Here is a 13,739-nt window from a genome sequence, read left to right as displayed (position 1 = left end):
TCCGTTCGCCCCTGTCTGGCCGTCCGTAGGGAGAAACGCCCATGCTGACCCGTATCGACCACATCGGCATCGCCTGTCACGACCTGGAGGCCACCGTCGAGTTCTACAAAGCGACCTACGGCTTCACCGACGCGCACTTCGAGGTGAACGAGGAGCAGGGCGTCCGGGAGTGCATGCTCAAGATCAACGAGACCGGCGACGGGGCCGCCAGCTACCTGCAGCTCATCGAGCCGATCCGGGACGACTCGGCCGTCGCCAAGTGGCTGGCCAAGAACGGCGAGGGCGTGCACCACATCGCGTTCGGCACCGACCGGGCCGTCGCGGACGAGGCGGCGGAGATCGGCGGCAAGGGCGTCCGGGTGCTGTACGACGCGCCGAGGAACGGCTCCATGGGTTCCTTGATCAACTTTTTGCACCCGAAGGACTGCCACGGCGTGCTGACGGAGCTGGTCCAGAAGGCCTAGCCGGCGGGACGGGGGCCGCGGGATCCGGCGGGCCGGAGCGCCGCGCGGGGGCGGCGCGCGTCCGGCGCGGGGCGCGGCCCGGGCGCGACCGGATCGTGACGTGTTCGATATCACCTCGCGGAGCGGCGGGGTGCAAGACCGCCGCTCTGTGAGCATTCGGACACATCTGGTGCATTTGCGGCCCCCGTACCTGGGCACCTGGGGCACCGGACGCCGTAACCGCAAACCGGGACAAACCACGCAGCGCGTCAAGATGAGCCCCCAACACGGCAGTGTCCGGAGTACGCTTCATTCGCCGGAAGAGGTCTGGGGCACTGCGCACGTTCATGGCGCCCGTTCATGCCAGGCGATCAACCGGTCCCCGGAACCACCCGTAGCCCCGTCACATCAGGATTGAGCCCTATGCAGTCCGACATCGACGCCCAGCTCAGCAACTTCTTCGAGGACACGCCCCCGCGCGATTTCGACGTGGTGCTCCGTGGCTACGACCGGCACCAGGTCGACGAGCACATCAAACAGCTCGAGAACGAGGGCCGGCAGGCACGCGAGCAGACCCAGGCCCTGCAGCGGGAGCTGTCGGACGCCCACCGCCAGCTGCAGGAGCAGGAGCGCCCGACCTACTCCGGCCTCGGCGCGCGCATCGAGCAGCTGCTGCGGCTCGCCGAGGAGCAGGCCACCGAGCTCGTCCAGGCCGCCCGGTCCGAGGCCAACGAGATCAAGGCCGCCGCGAAGGTCGACGCCGCCGAGCAGCGCGCCACCGCCGAGAACGACGCCGCCGAACTGCGCGCCACCGCCCAGCGCGAGGGCGACGACATGCGCAACGCGGCCGAGCGCGAGGCCGAGGAGGTGCGCACCTCCGCCCGCCGCGAGGCCGACGAGCTGACCTCCACGACCGAGCGCGAGGTCGCCAAGCTGCGCGCCACCGCCGACCACGAGGTCGCCGAGAAGCGCGCCGGCGCCGAGCGCGAGATCGCCAAGCTGCGCACCACGACCGAGCGCGAGGTCGCGCAGCTGCGCGCCTCCACCAAGCGCGAGCGCGACGAGATCCTCACCACCGCCAAGCGGCAGGCCGACGAGATGCGCGCGCAGGCCCAGCGCATCCTGGAGGAGAGCGAGGCGCAGCGGGCGCAGGCCGAGGCCGAGTTCGAGATCCAGCTGGCCGCCCGCCGCGAGGAGGCCGACCGGCAGGACGCCGAGCGGCACGCCGCCGCGCAGGCCGCGACCCAGAAGCTGGTCGCCGAGGCCGAGCAGCGCGCCGCGTCCGCCGAGCAGCGCGCCGCCAAGGCCACCCAGCAGGCCGAGCAGACCCGGCGCGAGGCCGACTCGCACGCCAAGCAGCTCATGGCCAACGCGCGCAAGAACTCCGACAACGTCATCGCCGAGGCCAAGTCGCAGGCCGAGCAGCTGCTCGCCGAGACCAAGGCCGAGGCCGACCGCGTCCGCACCGCCGCGCAGCGCCAGGTCGACGAGCTGACCCGGCAGCGCGACAGCATCACCAGCCACCTCAACCAGCTGCGCCAGCTCATCGGCGGCGTCGCCCCGGCGATGGGCGGCGAGCCCGAGCTGGCCGCGCCGCCGGAGAAGGCCGCCATCCCGGCGGCCGAGCCGAAGCAGGCGCCGCAGGCCCAGGCCAAGCCGCAGCAACAGCAACAGCAACAGCAGCAGCAGCCGGCCGCCGCGAAGGCCGCGCCCGCCAAGCAGGGCCAGGCCAAGAAGTCCGACGAGGACGACGAGGACTGGTGGCAGGAGTGACCCGCCGGGCCGGCTGACGGCCCGGCGGCGCGACGGAGAGCCTGGAGGCGGAAACGTCTCCGGGCTTTCCGTCGTCTACAGCGGTAGCGCGTGGTCGGCGGCTTGCGTCCTGACCCGTGAAGGACCGACGGCAGGACGGCGAAGGAGAGCGGCGTGGCCGACGACACCCCCGACGAGGACCGGCCGGCGGCGGCCCCCGGGAAGGGACGTTCCGGCACCGCCGGCGCCATCCCCGCACCCGCCCCGCCCGCCGACAAGGGCGCGGACGGGACCGGCAACCCGCCGGACGAGAACGAGGCCGAGGACGCCAAGGCGCCCAGCGGCGCCCTCGATCCGGACGAGATCGAGACCGAGCCCGTCGGGGAGCTCGACCCGGCGACCGGCGGGCCGCGGACGCGCCCGGCGCTCGCCGCCGCGGGCCCGCCGTCCGGCCCCCGGTCACCGGCGTCCGGCGAGGGCGGTGCGTCCGGCGAGGGCGGGGCGTCCGGCGCGGGGGCGTCCGGCGCGGGGGCGCCGGGCCCGACGGTGCCCGGCGCGCGGACGCCCTCCCCCGCGGTGCCCGACCCGGACGCGCCCGACCCGGCGCACGACGTGGAGCAGCGCCGCCGCGAGGCCGGCGTGAACCCGCTGTTCCCGTTCGGCCGGCCCGGCCAGCCGCTCGGCCGCGCCCACCCGTTCGTGTTCGGGTTCACCGCCGCGCTCGGCGTGATCACGGCGTGGATGCTGGTGAAGGCCGCCACGAACGCCAAGTCGGTGCTCGTGATGATCGTGGTGGCGATGTTCCTCGCGGTCGGCCTGAACCCGGCGGTGGAGCGGCTGCGCCGGCTCGGGCTGCCGCGCGGCGCCGCGGTCGGCTCGGTGTTCCTGATCGTGATCCTGTTCTTCGCGGGGTTCGTCGCCTCGCTCGTCCAGCCGGTCACCGAGCAGGTCACCGAGCTGCGGCACAGCATCCCCGACTTCGTCGACCAGCTGCAGAACAACAGGACGCTGGCCGACTGGGACAAGCGCTACGGGCTGCTGAAGCGCGCGGAGAAGGCCGTCAACAGCCCGGGCTTCCAGAACGGGCTGACCGACACCGCCACCGGCATCGGCAAGGTCGCGATCAACGGCGTGTTCCAGACCGTCACGATCCTGATCCTGACGCTCTACTTCATGAGCTCGCTGCCGCAGATCAAGACCTTCTTCTACCAGCTCGCGCCGCGCTCCCGGCGGGCCCGCGTCGCGCTGCTCGGCGACGAGATCCTGGACCGGATCGGCGGGTACGTCGCCGGCCAGTTCACGATCGCGTTCATCGCGGGGCTGTGCTCGTACATCTTCCTGTCGATCCTCGGGGTGAAGTACGCGCTGGCGCTCGCGCTGATCGTCGCGGTCACCGACCTCGTCCCGCTGATAGGCGCGACGATCGGCGCGGTGATCGTCTGCCTGGTGGCGTTCCTGACGGGGACGACCACCGACCTCATCGTCTGCGTGGTGTTCTACGTGGTGTACCAGCAGGTCGAGAACTACCTGGTGTACCCGCGGGTCATGAAGCGGACGGTGGACGTCCAGCCCGCGGTGACGATCGTCGCGGCGCTGGTCGGGGCGGCGCTGCTCGGCGTGGTCGGCGCGCTGCTGGCGATCCCGACCGCGGCGGCGATCTCGCTGCTGATCCGCGAGGTGGTCATGCCCCGGCAGGAGACCCTCTAGCGCGGCGACGGGCGAGGGGCGCGGCGACGGCGGGCTGCGCGGCGTCAGCGGGTGGTGCGGGCGAGCGCGGCGGCGAACTCGGCGACGGCCTGGTTGAACAGGTCGGGCTGCTCGACGGCGCACAGGTGCCCGGCGCGCGGGATGACGAGCAGCTCGGCGTTCGGCAGGGCGTCGGCCATCGCGCGCGCCTCGTCCTCGGTGGCGAGGGCGTCCTCGTCGCCGACCATCACCAGCGCGGGCACCTTGAGGCCGCGCAGCGTCTCGAACGACTCGGGGCGCCCGGCCATGGCGCGCTGCGCCCACGCGGCGGCCTGCGGGGGCGTCGCCTGGACGAGCCCGCGCACGCGCCCGTAGACGAGGGCGCGCTGCCGGTAGGTGGTGGGCCCGACGAGGCCGGGCAGCATCTCGTCCAGCAGCACCTGGACGCTGCCGTCGCGGTCGATCTGCTCGGCCTGCCGCAGCCGGTTCTCCCGGACGGCGTCGGTGTCGGCGGCGGCGCGGGTGGAGGCGAGCACGACGCCGAGGACCAGGTCGGGGTGGCGGCGGCACAGCGCCATCGCGACGTACCCGCCCATCGACAGGCCGCCGACGACGGCGCGCTGGAGGCCGAGGCGGCGGAACAGGTGCGCGACGTCGTCGGCCATCGCCTCGATCGACGGTTCGTCGGTGCCGAGCCGGGAGCCGCCGAAGCCCCGCAGGTCGGGGGTGACGACGCGGAACCGGTTCGCCAGGCCCTGCCGCTGCTCCAGCCACATCGCCGAGGACAGGGGGAAGGCGTGCAGCAGGACGAGCGGGGTCCCCGAACCGACGTCCCTGGCGTACAGCTGCACGGTCATACGGTTTCCTCACGTCCGCGTCCGCGAAACACCGCCGCGGGCCAACGCCACGGCTAGGTCATCGTTACCCGGTATCGGAGGCGGCGGGACGGGAGTGGCCGCGATCGGCCGTGCGAGTTTATCTGTCCGGTTCGTCCCATTCCGTGGGGAGCGGATACGCGTCCGGGGCCACGTGCCGGACGATCTCGTCCAGCACCGTCCGGACGTAGGGCTCGCCCACCCACAGGTGCTTGGCCTTGTCCACCCCGATCACCTCCGCCTGCGGCGCGCGCTTGAACCGCTCGCGCGCCTCCGCCGGGCGCAGGTAGTCGTCGAACTCGGGGACGAGCGCGACGAGCGGCCGGCCGTCGGCGCCCCAGGCGTCCAGCTCGGCGTCCCCGGCCCGCTTCAGCGGCGGCGACAGCAGGATCGCGCCCTCGACCAGCGGGTCCAGCCCCCAGCGCAGCGCGAGCTCGGTGCCGAACGACCAGCCGAGCAGCCACGGGCGCGGCAGGTCGTGGTACTCGGTGTACTCCAGCGCCGCCGCGACGTCGAAGCGCTCGGTCTCGCCCTCGCCGAACTCGCCCTCGCTGGTGCCGCGCGCCGACGTCGTCCCGCGGGTGTTGAACCGCAGGACGGCCAGGCCCGCGAGGGCGGGCAGCCGGTAGGACGCCTTGCGCAGCACGTGGCTGTCCATCATGCCCTCGGCGGTCGGCAGCGGATGCAGGCAGACCAGCGTCGCGACCGGGGGCCGGTCGGGCGGCAGCGCCAGTTCCCCGACGAGCCGCAGCCCGTCGGAGGTGTGCAGGGTGATCTCCTCGCGCCGCGCCGGCAGCACCGTCGCCGCCCTGATCTCCGCCATCGGACTCCTCACTCGCTCATGCGGGACTGGTAGCGCCTCAGTAGCGGGGCGCGTTCCGGCTCCGCTGGACGCGCGGCGCCCGGCGGGCGCGCGCGTTCCAGCACGGGCTGTGCCAGTGCCTCCGGTCGTCGGCGCCGCCGCGCTCGCCGGACGGCCAGGCGACGACGTGCGGGACGCCCGGCGGGATCTCGTGGTCGCACCCCGGGCAGCGGTACGCCTTCACCGCCGCGGCACCCGTGATCGACCGGACGATCCACTCGCCGTCCGGCCCCTCCTCCGTGCGTTGCGCCCAGCCCCCGCCTCCGCCGCCCTGCCCGGGCTTCTTGGACACGGCACGGCGGTTCTTGCGGGGGCTCATGCGCCCAGGATATTCAGCCCCGGACGCTCAGCGGAGCGGGCGTCCGGCGGTGACGTGCTCGGTCAGCAGCGGCACGGGCGCCAGCGCCGGCTCGCGCGTCTCGGCGTACAGCGCGCGCAGGACGGCGACCGCGCGGTCGACTCCGAGGCGGTCCAGGTCGGCGATCGGGCCGGTCGGGTAGCCGCAGCCGAGCGTCATCGCGGCGTCGATCGAGTCGGGGTCGGCGTAGCCGGCGCCGAGCATCGCGGCGGCGTCGTTGAGGTAGGGGAAGCGCAGCGCGTCCACGATGAAGCCGGCGCGGGCGCGGCAGCGGACGACGGTGAGGCCGAGCCGTCCGGCCAGGGCGGCGGCGCGGTCGGCGACGCCGGGGCCGGTCGCGACGGTCTCCGCGATCTCGGCGAGCGTGCCGGCCCTGTCCGTTGAAGGCAGGTCCGGCAGGTGGAGGCCGACGACGTCGGCGGGACGTCCGGACGCCATCGCCGCCTCCGCCACCGGGACGGTGGCGGACGTGACGGCGAGGATCGCGTCCGGCTTGGCGGCCTGCGCGGCGGCGGCGAGCAGCTCGCGGCCGGCGTCGGCATCGCCGGACGCCTCGACGATCAGGTCGCAGTCGGCGAGGTCGGCGGCGGCATCGCGGACCTGCGCGCCGGCGCGGTCGCACAGCGCGGCGAACGCGTCGGCGAGGGCGCCCGCGCCGAGGACGCCGACGACGGGCGCGGGTCCGTCCGCCCGCGCGGGCGCCTCGTCCTTCGGGGCACCGTGGTCGTAGAAGCCGCGGCCGGTCTTGCGGCCGAGCAGCCCGGCGGTGACCAGCTCGCGCAGCAGCGGGGACGGGGCGTGCCGCCGGTCGCGGGTCTCGGCGTGGATCGCCTCCAGCACCTCCAGGCAGGTGTCGAGCCCGATCAGGTCCATGAGGGTGAACGGGCCCATCGGCAGCCCGGCGCCCGCCGTCATCGCGGTGTCGATGTCGTCGCGGGTCGCGTGCCCCGACTCCAGCATCCCGGCGGCCTGGTTGAGGTAGCCGAACAGCAGCCGGTTCGCGACGAACCCGGCGCGGTCGCCGATGGTGACGGGGGTCTTGCCGAGGCCGGTCACCAGGGCGGCGACGCGGTCGACGGCCTCCGGCTCGGTGAGCACCGTGCGGATGACCTCGACCAGCTTCATCACCGGCGCGGGGTTGAAGAAGTGCACCCCGACGATCTTGGTGGGGCGGTTCGTGGTGACCGCGATGTCGGTGACCGACAGCGACGAGGTGTTGGTGGCGAGGACGGCGTCGGCGCGGCACACCCCGTCCAGGGTCGCGAACACCTTGCGCTTGAGGTCCAGGCGCTCCGGCACCGCCTCGATGACCAGGTCGCAGTCGCCGAGGTCGGCGAAGTCGGTGGACAGCGCGACCCGGCCGAGGATCTCGCGCTGCGCGTCCTCGGTGAGCCTGCCGCGCTTCACCGCGCGCCCCGTGGACTTCTCCAGATGGCCGCGGCCGCGCTCCAGCGCGTCCTGGTTCACCTCGATGCCGACGACCGCCAGGCCGCCGCGCGCCAGCACCTCGGCGATGCCCGCGCCCATGGTCCCCAGTCCGACGACCCCGACCCTGCTGAACGAACCACCAGTCATGCACGGCAGTCTCCCAGAGCGCTCGGCACCGCCGGATGCCGGGTACGACCGGGACGTGCGCTTCGGAATCTTCCTGCTCGCCGCCCGCTATCCCGGTCAGGGGGACGCCGCCGCCCTGACCCGCACGGTCGAGGCCGCCGTCGCCGCCGAGAGGGCCGGATTCGACGACGTGTGGCTGGCCGAGCACCATTTCATGTCCTACGGCGTCATCCCGTCCGCGCCGCTGATGGCCGGTCACATTCTCGCGTCGACCCGCCGGATCCACGTCGGGACGGCCGTCAGCGTCCTTTCCAACCAGCACCCCGTGGCACTCGCGGAACAGGCGGCGATGCTGTCACTGCTTTCCGGCGGGCGATTCCGGCTCGGCGTCGGACGCGGCGGCCCCTGGCGCGATCTGGAGGTCTTCGGAACGGGACTGCGCCGTTACGAGGAAGGCTTCGCCGAATCGCTCGACCTGCTGCTCGCCTGGCTCAGGTCGGAACGGCTCGGCTGGCGGGGCGAGCATTTCTCGTTTCGCGAAGTTCCGGTGGTGCCCCGCCCGGTCGTCCCGCCGCCGATTTCGGTCGCCTGCACGTCTCCGGCCACCGAGGCCATCGCCGCGGAACGCGGGCTGCCGATGCTTCTGGGAATGCACGTCGGCGACGCGGAGAAAGCCGCGGCCGTCGAACGGCACGGCCTCCCTGAACTGCCGCACATCTCCACGCACCTCGCGCAGGTCGCCGACACCCGCGAGCAGGCCGTCCGGACGCTGCTGGCCGAGATGCCGCGCTGGCTCGGGCCCGGCCTGGACGGATACGTGCCCGTGGACGACCGTCCCCGGCCGTCCCGCGACCCCGCCGCCTACACCCGCCACCTGTGCGACCTGCACCCCGTCGGCTCCCCCGACGACTGCGCCGCATCGCTCGTCGCGACCGCCGAGCGCACCGGGATCCGCCACCTCATCCTGCTGGTCGAGGCCGCCGGATCGCATCGCGCGACGCTCGGCAACATCGCCCGCCTCGGCGCGGAGGTCCTCCCGAAAGCCCGCGCCGCCCTGCAATGACGCGGCGCGCCGTCCCATCGCGAAGGGACGGCGCGCCGCGTCGCGATTCAGCAGTCGCGGAGTTCGGGGGACTGATTGAGGATCTGCTCGCGCGCCGTGACGAACGTGCGGTACGACTCCGAATCACCGGACGGGAAGACCGCGACGCGGTGGCAGTTCTGGAACGCCAGCTTCATTCCGAAGTAGCGCTCCAGCGCCCCGCGCATCGCGTCGCTCGCCAGCACCCGCAGCAACTGGCCGCGGGCCCGCTCGTCCGGCGGCGGCGTCAGGTTGTCGGCGAACTCGCCGCCGTCCACCTGCAGCCGCGCCACCAGGCCGCTGATCATTTCCCAGGCGTACGGGAGGGACGTCCTGATGCACTCGACGAACTCTTTGTCGCCGACCTCGCCCTGCCGAGCCGTCTCCAGGAGTTCCGGGGTCACGTCGAGGGACATTGCGGGTCCTTTCGCAGACGGATGACACCCACCACCCGCGACGCTAATCACGGCATCCCGACAATTCCAGGCTTGACAGAGATCCTTACTTGCGCCATGCGGCGGGCTCGCCGCCGGCCCGCGGCCGGGCGCCGGCGGTCAGCCCGCCGGCGCCGCTCCGCGCCGCCGGGACGGCCGCCGCGCCGGGCGCGCGAGCTGCTGCAGCCGCTCGTCCCAGAACTCGCGGGCCCGCCGCACCTTCGCCGCGTTCCGGGCCGCGCGCGCCTCGGCCCGCCGCTCGCGGCCCCGCTCCTGCGCGATCGAGTACATGATGTCGTGGTGGTACACGGCCCCTCCTCCCGTCGCGGGCCGTGGAAACGACCCGACATCCAAGAGGTTCGTCTTAAGGCGCCCACCCCTACATCGGGATGACTCCTTATATCGGGCCCTATGCGGGGTCTTAGGGGTGCTTATGCAGCTCAGGGACGGCTGGCAGAATCCCGCGCCATGGACGATCTGCTGGCCGGGCTGGACGGCATCGACTGGAGCGGCCTCAGGCACGCCTACGGTTCCGCGGACGACGTCCCGGCCCTGCTGCGGACGCTCCGCGCACCGGACCAGGAGGAACGCCGCGACGCGCTGCACGCGCTCTACGCGAGCATCTACCACCAGGGCAACCGCTACCCGGCGTCCGGCCCCGCGGTGCCGTTCCTGCTGGCCCTCGCCGCCGACCCGGCGACACCCGACCGCGACGACCTGCTGTACCTGGCGGCCGGGATGGCCATCGGCTTCGACGAGTCGCACCTGCCGTCCGGCGTCGACATCGCCGGCTGGCGGCGCGAGGTCGCCCGGATGCGCGCCGCCGACCCCGCCGACGAGGAACGCCGTCTGGACGCCTGGGCCGAGGAGGCCGACGACCCGTCCCGGAGGCGGCACCGCGAACTGGTGGACGCCGGCTACCTGCTGAGCAACGCCGAAGCCGAACTGGCCGCCTACGACGCCGTCCGGTCCGGGCTGCCCCTTGTCCGCGCCCTGCTCGCCGACGCCGACGCGCAGGTCCGCTCCGCGGCCGCTTACACGCTCGGTTGGTTCCCCGAGGAGGCCGCCGCCTCACTGCCGGCGCTGCGGACGCTGCTCGGCACCGAGACCGATCCCGCCGTCACCGCCACCGCGCTCGTCTCCGCCGGACTGCTGGACGACCGCGACCTGATCCCCCCGCTCCGCGAGCACCTGGCGGGCGACGAGCCCCTCCCCCGCTGGGCCGCCGCCGTCGCCCTCCTTGGGTTCGGCGTCACCGAACGACCGGTCATCGCCGAACTCGCCGCCACCACCGTCACGCCGCCCGAGATGCCCGGTCCGCCCGTCGCCTTCCTCAACGGCGACCTGCGCCTCTACTCGGCCACCTGCCTCGCCGCGCTGGACGACGCCCCGCCCGAAGCCGCCGACGCCGTCCTCGACGGCCTGTCCCGCACGTCCGACGAGACGTCCTTCCCCATGGCCGCGGCCGCGCTGAAACTGGCCTTCGGCGAGCCGTCTCCCCCACTCCCGCCCTACACCTCCCTCACACCCGTCCAGCAGCGGACCGTCCGGACCATCGCCGACCTGCCGGACGACAGCTGGCAGTGGGTCAACCTCATGGAGATCCTGCGCGACTGGGGCCTGCCCACCGACCGCGACGAGTGCCGCGCGTACGCGGGTCTCGCATGACGGTCACGCGGGGTTCACGGCCGAACTAAGGTTGTGCAGCGTGCGTCTCGTTATCGCCCGCTGCAGCGTCGACTACGCCGGCAAGCTCACCGCTCACCTGCCCATGGCCCTCAGGCTCGTCCTGATCAAGGCGGACGGCAGCGTCAGCATCCATGCCGACGACCGCGCCTACAAGCCGCTGAACTGGATGAACCCGCCCTGCTCCCTGCGCGAGGAGCCCTACGAGGACAACGGCGCGATCGCCCGCTGGACGGTCACGCACGGCAAGTCGGGCGAGCGGCTGATCCTCACCATCCAGGAGATCCTCCACGACACCAGCCACGAACTCGGCCTGGACCCGGGCCTGCGCAAGGACGGCGTCGAGGCGCACCTGCAGGAACTGCTCGCCGAGCACATCACCACCCTCGGCGAGGGCTGGACACTGATCCGCCGCGAATACCCCACCGCGATCGGCCCGGTCGACATCCTCTGCCGCGACTCCGACAGCGCCACCGTCGCCGTCGAGATCAAGCGGCGCGGTGAGATCGACGGCGTCGAGCAGCTGACCCGGTACCTGGAACTGCTGAACCGCGACCCCCACCTGGCGCCGGTCCGCGGAATCTTCGCCGCCCAGGAGATCAAGCCCCAGGCCCGCGTCCTCGCCACCGACCGCGGCATAAGCTGCGTCACCCTCGACTACGACACCCTCCGAGGCATCGAACACGAGGGCACCCTCTTCTAGCCCACGTCCCCCGCCGTCCTGGTGATCTCGGCTCCTTTCTCGCACCCATCGCCCGGCGTGGACTTTTGAAGCGCCCTGCTGCCTGCATTAGCAGCTCGTAAAAGGGTGTTTGGGGCAGAGGCGGAGGGGTTGGCCGTGCGGTGGGGTGGCGCTGGCGTACGGGGCCGCCCCTCCAAAGTCAAGGGCGCCTTCGGCGTCGCTTCGCGATGGACTTCGTCCACCCTTGACTTTGGAGCCTCTGCGGCCCCTGAGGCAGCGCCAAAGGGGCAGGCTCCGCCTGCCCCGCCCGGGTCGCGCCACCCCACCGCCCCCATCCGTCCGCGTGCTCAACAAACCACCTGAAAGGAACAATTCACCGACCAGCCAAAGGCAGGGGGGTCGGGGTGAACTGAGCAATATTTTTCCACTGATCAGCAAGAAAGAAGGGCCCCGCTCGGCGCGCAATTGTCGGTCACTTGGGGTACACTTTAGGTATGCAGTCAGTGACGGTCGACCTTGAGGGCGCGTCCACCATGGAATTGGTGAACGCGCTCTCAACGATCGCCACCGAACTCGCCCAGCGACAAGCCCCGGAATCGGCGGCCGCGTGCCTGGAACTCACCGAAGACCTGGCCGCCGCCTGCGATATGCAGGAAAGCGCACTGGCCGGATTCATCGGCCGCGTCGACGCCACCGGAGAGCAGCAGAGGTGGGGATATCCGTCCACGCGGGCGTGGCTGCGATCTCGGCTGGGGATGCGGGAGAACCGCGCCAAAGAACGCCTCACCCTCGCCCGGCAACGCCACCGCCTACCGCAGGTGACCGAGCAACTGGCGGCCGGAGAGCTGTCCTACGGCTACGCCGCCACGGTCGCCGACTCAGTAGCCCGGCTGGACGACACCGACTGCGCCAAGGCAGAGAACAAGCTGCTGGAAATGGTCGGCCAGGGCTTCTCACCGGGGAAGATCGCGGTGTTCGGCCACCGCATCCGCGACGTCATCGCCGAACGCGACGACACCGAACACGAACCCGAGGACGCCAAGCGCGGCTACGCCAAGTCCTGGATCACCAGCACCGGCTCCCTGGACGGCGGCCGCTACATCAAAGGCTGGCTGAACGCCGAAGACGCCGCCATCTGGGACGGCACACTCGCCCCGCTGGCCAAGCCGGCCGGGCCAGAGGACCACCGCGACGTCGCCGAACGAACAGCCGCAGCGCTGTCGAGTGTGCTGTCCGGTGGGCACAAGGCCACCAAAGTCACCGTCATCTGCGACCTCGAAACACTGACCGGCGGCAACGTTCCGGGCCGTCTCATCGACGGGACGCCGATCCCGGCCGAGCAGGTGCGCCGCATCGCTCTTGCGGCCGGTGTATCGCCGCTGATTTTGGGGCGTGGCCACAACCCGCTGTACCTCGGGTATCGGGAGCGGTTCGCCAGCCCCGCGCAACGCCGGGTCCTGGAGACGCTCTACCCGACGTGTGCGGTGCGGGAGTGCGAGATTCCGGGGACGTTGTGCGAGGTCGACCACATCCACGGCTGGGCTCTGGGAAACTCGCCCACCGACATTGATCGGCTCACGCTCACCTGTGGGTGGCATAACCGCTTCAAACACAGCAGCCCACGCCAGATCGGCGTCAGCAAGGATTCCGACGGGCGGTATGTGTACCGGCTGCTGCCACCACCCGACGCCCGAAGAACCCGGACCGGGAACGGGCCGCCGGGCACACTCGGCCCACCCGATCCCGCCATCACCTGGGCCGCATAACCAGCCCCACCCTCACATGACCGGCTCGCCCGAATCCACAGCGGATCTCGGGCGAACCGGCATGCCCTCATTAGCCCCCAGCCCTCCGCTCTCCGCTAGCGGCCGCTGCACCGACCAGAACCCGGACGGCCTCGGCCCCGCACTAGCTGGTGGCTTCGCTCAGCGGGCGAGGGGCAACCACCCCAAGCGTGCGCTGACCCAACCACGATCTGGCCTAAGCAACGGCACAGGCACACCAGCCCTCTGCCCCCACGCCCCATCGAGACCATGGCCATCAACCCGACCAACCCAGGGACGCGCTTCCTGCTCCCTCTGCCCTCTCATCTCCCTTAGCCACGGGATGGAAGGCGAGCAGACCCCCAACCTGCTCTGCATTGCTGGGAGGAGAGGCCGGTGCCCCATACGCGCTGGAACTGCTCTCCCCACTCAACCTCTTCGTCCTCTGGTTCGGGGGCGGTGGGGTGGCGCGACCCGGGCGGGGCAGGCGGAGCCTGCCCCTTGGCGCTGCCTCAGGGGCCGCAGAGGCTCCAAAGTCAAGGGTGGACGAAGTCCATCGCGAA

The 13,739-nt window shown here is 72.2% G+C and carries 13 protein-coding genes; 7 read left to right on the top strand and 6 right to left on the bottom strand.

Translation table 11 applies throughout. The features are described 5' to 3' along the window. Window positions 1-41: 41 nt before the first annotated feature. From mce to QP089_RS46965, 3 genes are all read left to right on the top strand, one after another. Complete coding sequence (mce, locus tag QP089_RS46975) at window positions 42-464, top strand: methylmalonyl-CoA epimerase (RefSeq protein ID WP_285921113.1); 423 nt, start codon at window positions 42-44, stop codon at window positions 462-464. 402 nt (window positions 465-866) lie between these two features. Continuing rightward, on the top strand, window positions 867-2,216 hold the full coding sequence (locus QP089_RS46970; protein ID WP_285921112.1) for a DivIVA domain-containing protein: 1,350 nt from the start codon (window positions 867-869) through the stop codon (window positions 2,214-2,216). Between the two features lie 153 nt (window positions 2,217-2,369). Next, the gene (locus tag QP089_RS46965; RefSeq protein ID WP_285921111.1) at window positions 2,370-3,902 is read left to right on the top strand and encodes an AI-2E family transporter; all 1,533 of its coding nucleotides are present in this window, start codon (window positions 2,370-2,372) and stop codon (window positions 3,900-3,902) included. Between the two features lie 44 nt (window positions 3,903-3,946). Here the strand turns inward: QP089_RS46965 and QP089_RS46960 are convergent, their stop codons facing one another. The 4 genes from QP089_RS46960 to QP089_RS46945 all read right to left on the bottom strand — a co-directional run bounded on the left by QP089_RS46960 (window position 3,947) and on the right by QP089_RS46945 (window position 7,551). Continuing rightward, window positions 3,947-4,738 carry an alpha/beta fold hydrolase gene (locus QP089_RS46960; protein WP_285921110.1) on the bottom strand — a complete coding sequence of 264 codons (792 nt, stop codon included), beginning with the start codon at window positions 4,736-4,738 and terminating at the stop codon, window positions 3,947-3,949. A 118-nt stretch (window positions 4,739-4,856) separates the two neighbouring features. Next, a complete protein-coding gene (locus QP089_RS46955; RefSeq protein WP_285921109.1) occupies window positions 4,857-5,579 on the bottom strand; it encodes an alpha/beta hydrolase in 723 nt (240 codons plus the stop codon). Window positions 5,580-5,616: 37 nt separating this feature from the next. Further along, entirely contained in the window at window positions 5,617-5,937 is a 321-nt protein-coding gene (locus QP089_RS46950; RefSeq protein ID WP_285921108.1) for an Rv1322 family protein, read from the bottom strand. 27 nt (window positions 5,938-5,964) lie between these two features. Next, on the bottom strand, window positions 5,965-7,551 hold the full coding sequence (locus QP089_RS46945; protein ID WP_285921107.1) for a 3-hydroxyacyl-CoA dehydrogenase family protein: 1,587 nt from the start codon (window positions 7,549-7,551) through the stop codon (window positions 5,965-5,967). A gap of 55 nt (window positions 7,552-7,606) precedes the next feature. Here QP089_RS46945 and QP089_RS46940 point away from each other — a divergent pair, with 55 nt between their 5' ends. Further along, on the top strand, window positions 7,607-8,593 hold the full coding sequence (locus QP089_RS46940; RefSeq protein ID WP_285921106.1) for an LLM class flavin-dependent oxidoreductase: 987 nt from the start codon (window positions 7,607-7,609) through the stop codon (window positions 8,591-8,593). 47 nt (window positions 8,594-8,640) lie between these two features. Here the strand turns inward: QP089_RS46940 and QP089_RS46935 are convergent, their stop codons facing one another. After that, complete coding sequence (locus QP089_RS46935; protein WP_285921105.1) at window positions 8,641-9,027, bottom strand: SCO5389 family protein; 387 nt, start codon at window positions 9,025-9,027, stop codon at window positions 8,641-8,643. A gap of 138 nt (window positions 9,028-9,165) precedes the next feature. Then, the gene (locus QP089_RS46930; RefSeq protein WP_285921104.1) at window positions 9,166-9,354 is read right to left on the bottom strand and encodes a hypothetical protein; all 189 of its coding nucleotides are present in this window, start codon (window positions 9,352-9,354) and stop codon (window positions 9,166-9,168) included. Window positions 9,355-9,513: 159 nt separating this feature from the next. Between QP089_RS46930 and QP089_RS46925 the strand changes: the two genes are divergently transcribed. The 3 genes from QP089_RS46925 to QP089_RS46915 all read left to right on the top strand — a co-directional run bounded on the left by QP089_RS46925 (window position 9,514) and on the right by QP089_RS46915 (window position 13,179). Beyond that, window positions 9,514-10,713: a HEAT repeat domain-containing protein gene (locus QP089_RS46925; RefSeq protein WP_285921103.1), complete on the top strand. Its 1,200-nt coding sequence runs from the start codon at window positions 9,514-9,516 to the stop codon at window positions 10,711-10,713. Between the two features lie 40 nt (window positions 10,714-10,753). Beyond that, window positions 10,754-11,434 (top strand): endonuclease NucS, encoded by a 681-nt coding sequence (gene nucS / locus QP089_RS46920; protein WP_285921102.1) that lies wholly within the window; start codon window positions 10,754-10,756, stop codon window positions 11,432-11,434. Window positions 11,435-11,907: 473 nt separating this feature from the next. Then, the gene (locus QP089_RS46915) at window positions 11,908-13,179 is read left to right on the top strand and encodes an HNH endonuclease signature motif containing protein (protein ID WP_285921101.1); all 1,272 of its coding nucleotides are present in this window, start codon (window positions 11,908-11,910) and stop codon (window positions 13,177-13,179) included. Window positions 13,180-13,739 lie beyond the last annotated feature (560 nt).

The organism is Actinomadura opuntiae (genome assembly GCF_030283205.1).
Lineage (GTDB): Bacteria > Actinomycetota > Actinomycetes > Streptosporangiales > Streptosporangiaceae > Spirillospora.
The sequence above is the reverse complement of the archived record's forward strand: the minus strand, read 5'-3'. Positions and strand labels throughout refer to the sequence as shown.

Excerpts from the sequence above, each read along its gene's own strand:
- mce (WP_285921113.1), top strand. The coding sequence starts at position 42 with ATGCTGACCCGTATCGACCACATCGGCATCGCCTGTCACGACCTGGAG.
- QP089_RS46960 (WP_285921110.1), bottom strand. The coding sequence starts at position 4,738 with ATGACCGTGCAGCTGTACGCCAGGGACGTCGGTTCGGGGACCCCGCTC.
- QP089_RS46955 (WP_285921109.1), bottom strand. The coding sequence starts at position 5,579 with ATGGCGGAGATCAGGGCGGCGACGGTGCTGCCGGCGCGGCGCGAGGAG.
- QP089_RS46945 (WP_285921107.1), bottom strand. The coding sequence starts at position 7,551 with ATGACTGGTGGTTCGTTCAGCAGGGTCGGGGTCGTCGGACTGGGGACC.
- QP089_RS46915 (WP_285921101.1), top strand. The coding sequence starts at position 11,908 with ATGCAGTCAGTGACGGTCGACCTTGAGGGCGCGTCCACCATGGAATTG.
- QP089_RS46950 (WP_285921108.1), bottom strand. The coding sequence starts at position 5,937 with ATGAGCCCCCGCAAGAACCGCCGTGCCGTGTCCAAGAAGCCCGGGCAG.
- QP089_RS46935 (WP_285921105.1), bottom strand. The coding sequence starts at position 9,027 with ATGTCCCTCGACGTGACCCCGGAACTCCTGGAGACGGCTCGGCAGGGC.
- QP089_RS46970 (WP_285921112.1), top strand. The coding sequence starts at position 867 with ATGCAGTCCGACATCGACGCCCAGCTCAGCAACTTCTTCGAGGACACG.
- QP089_RS46925 (WP_285921103.1), top strand. The coding sequence starts at position 9,514 with ATGGACGATCTGCTGGCCGGGCTGGACGGCATCGACTGGAGCGGCCTC.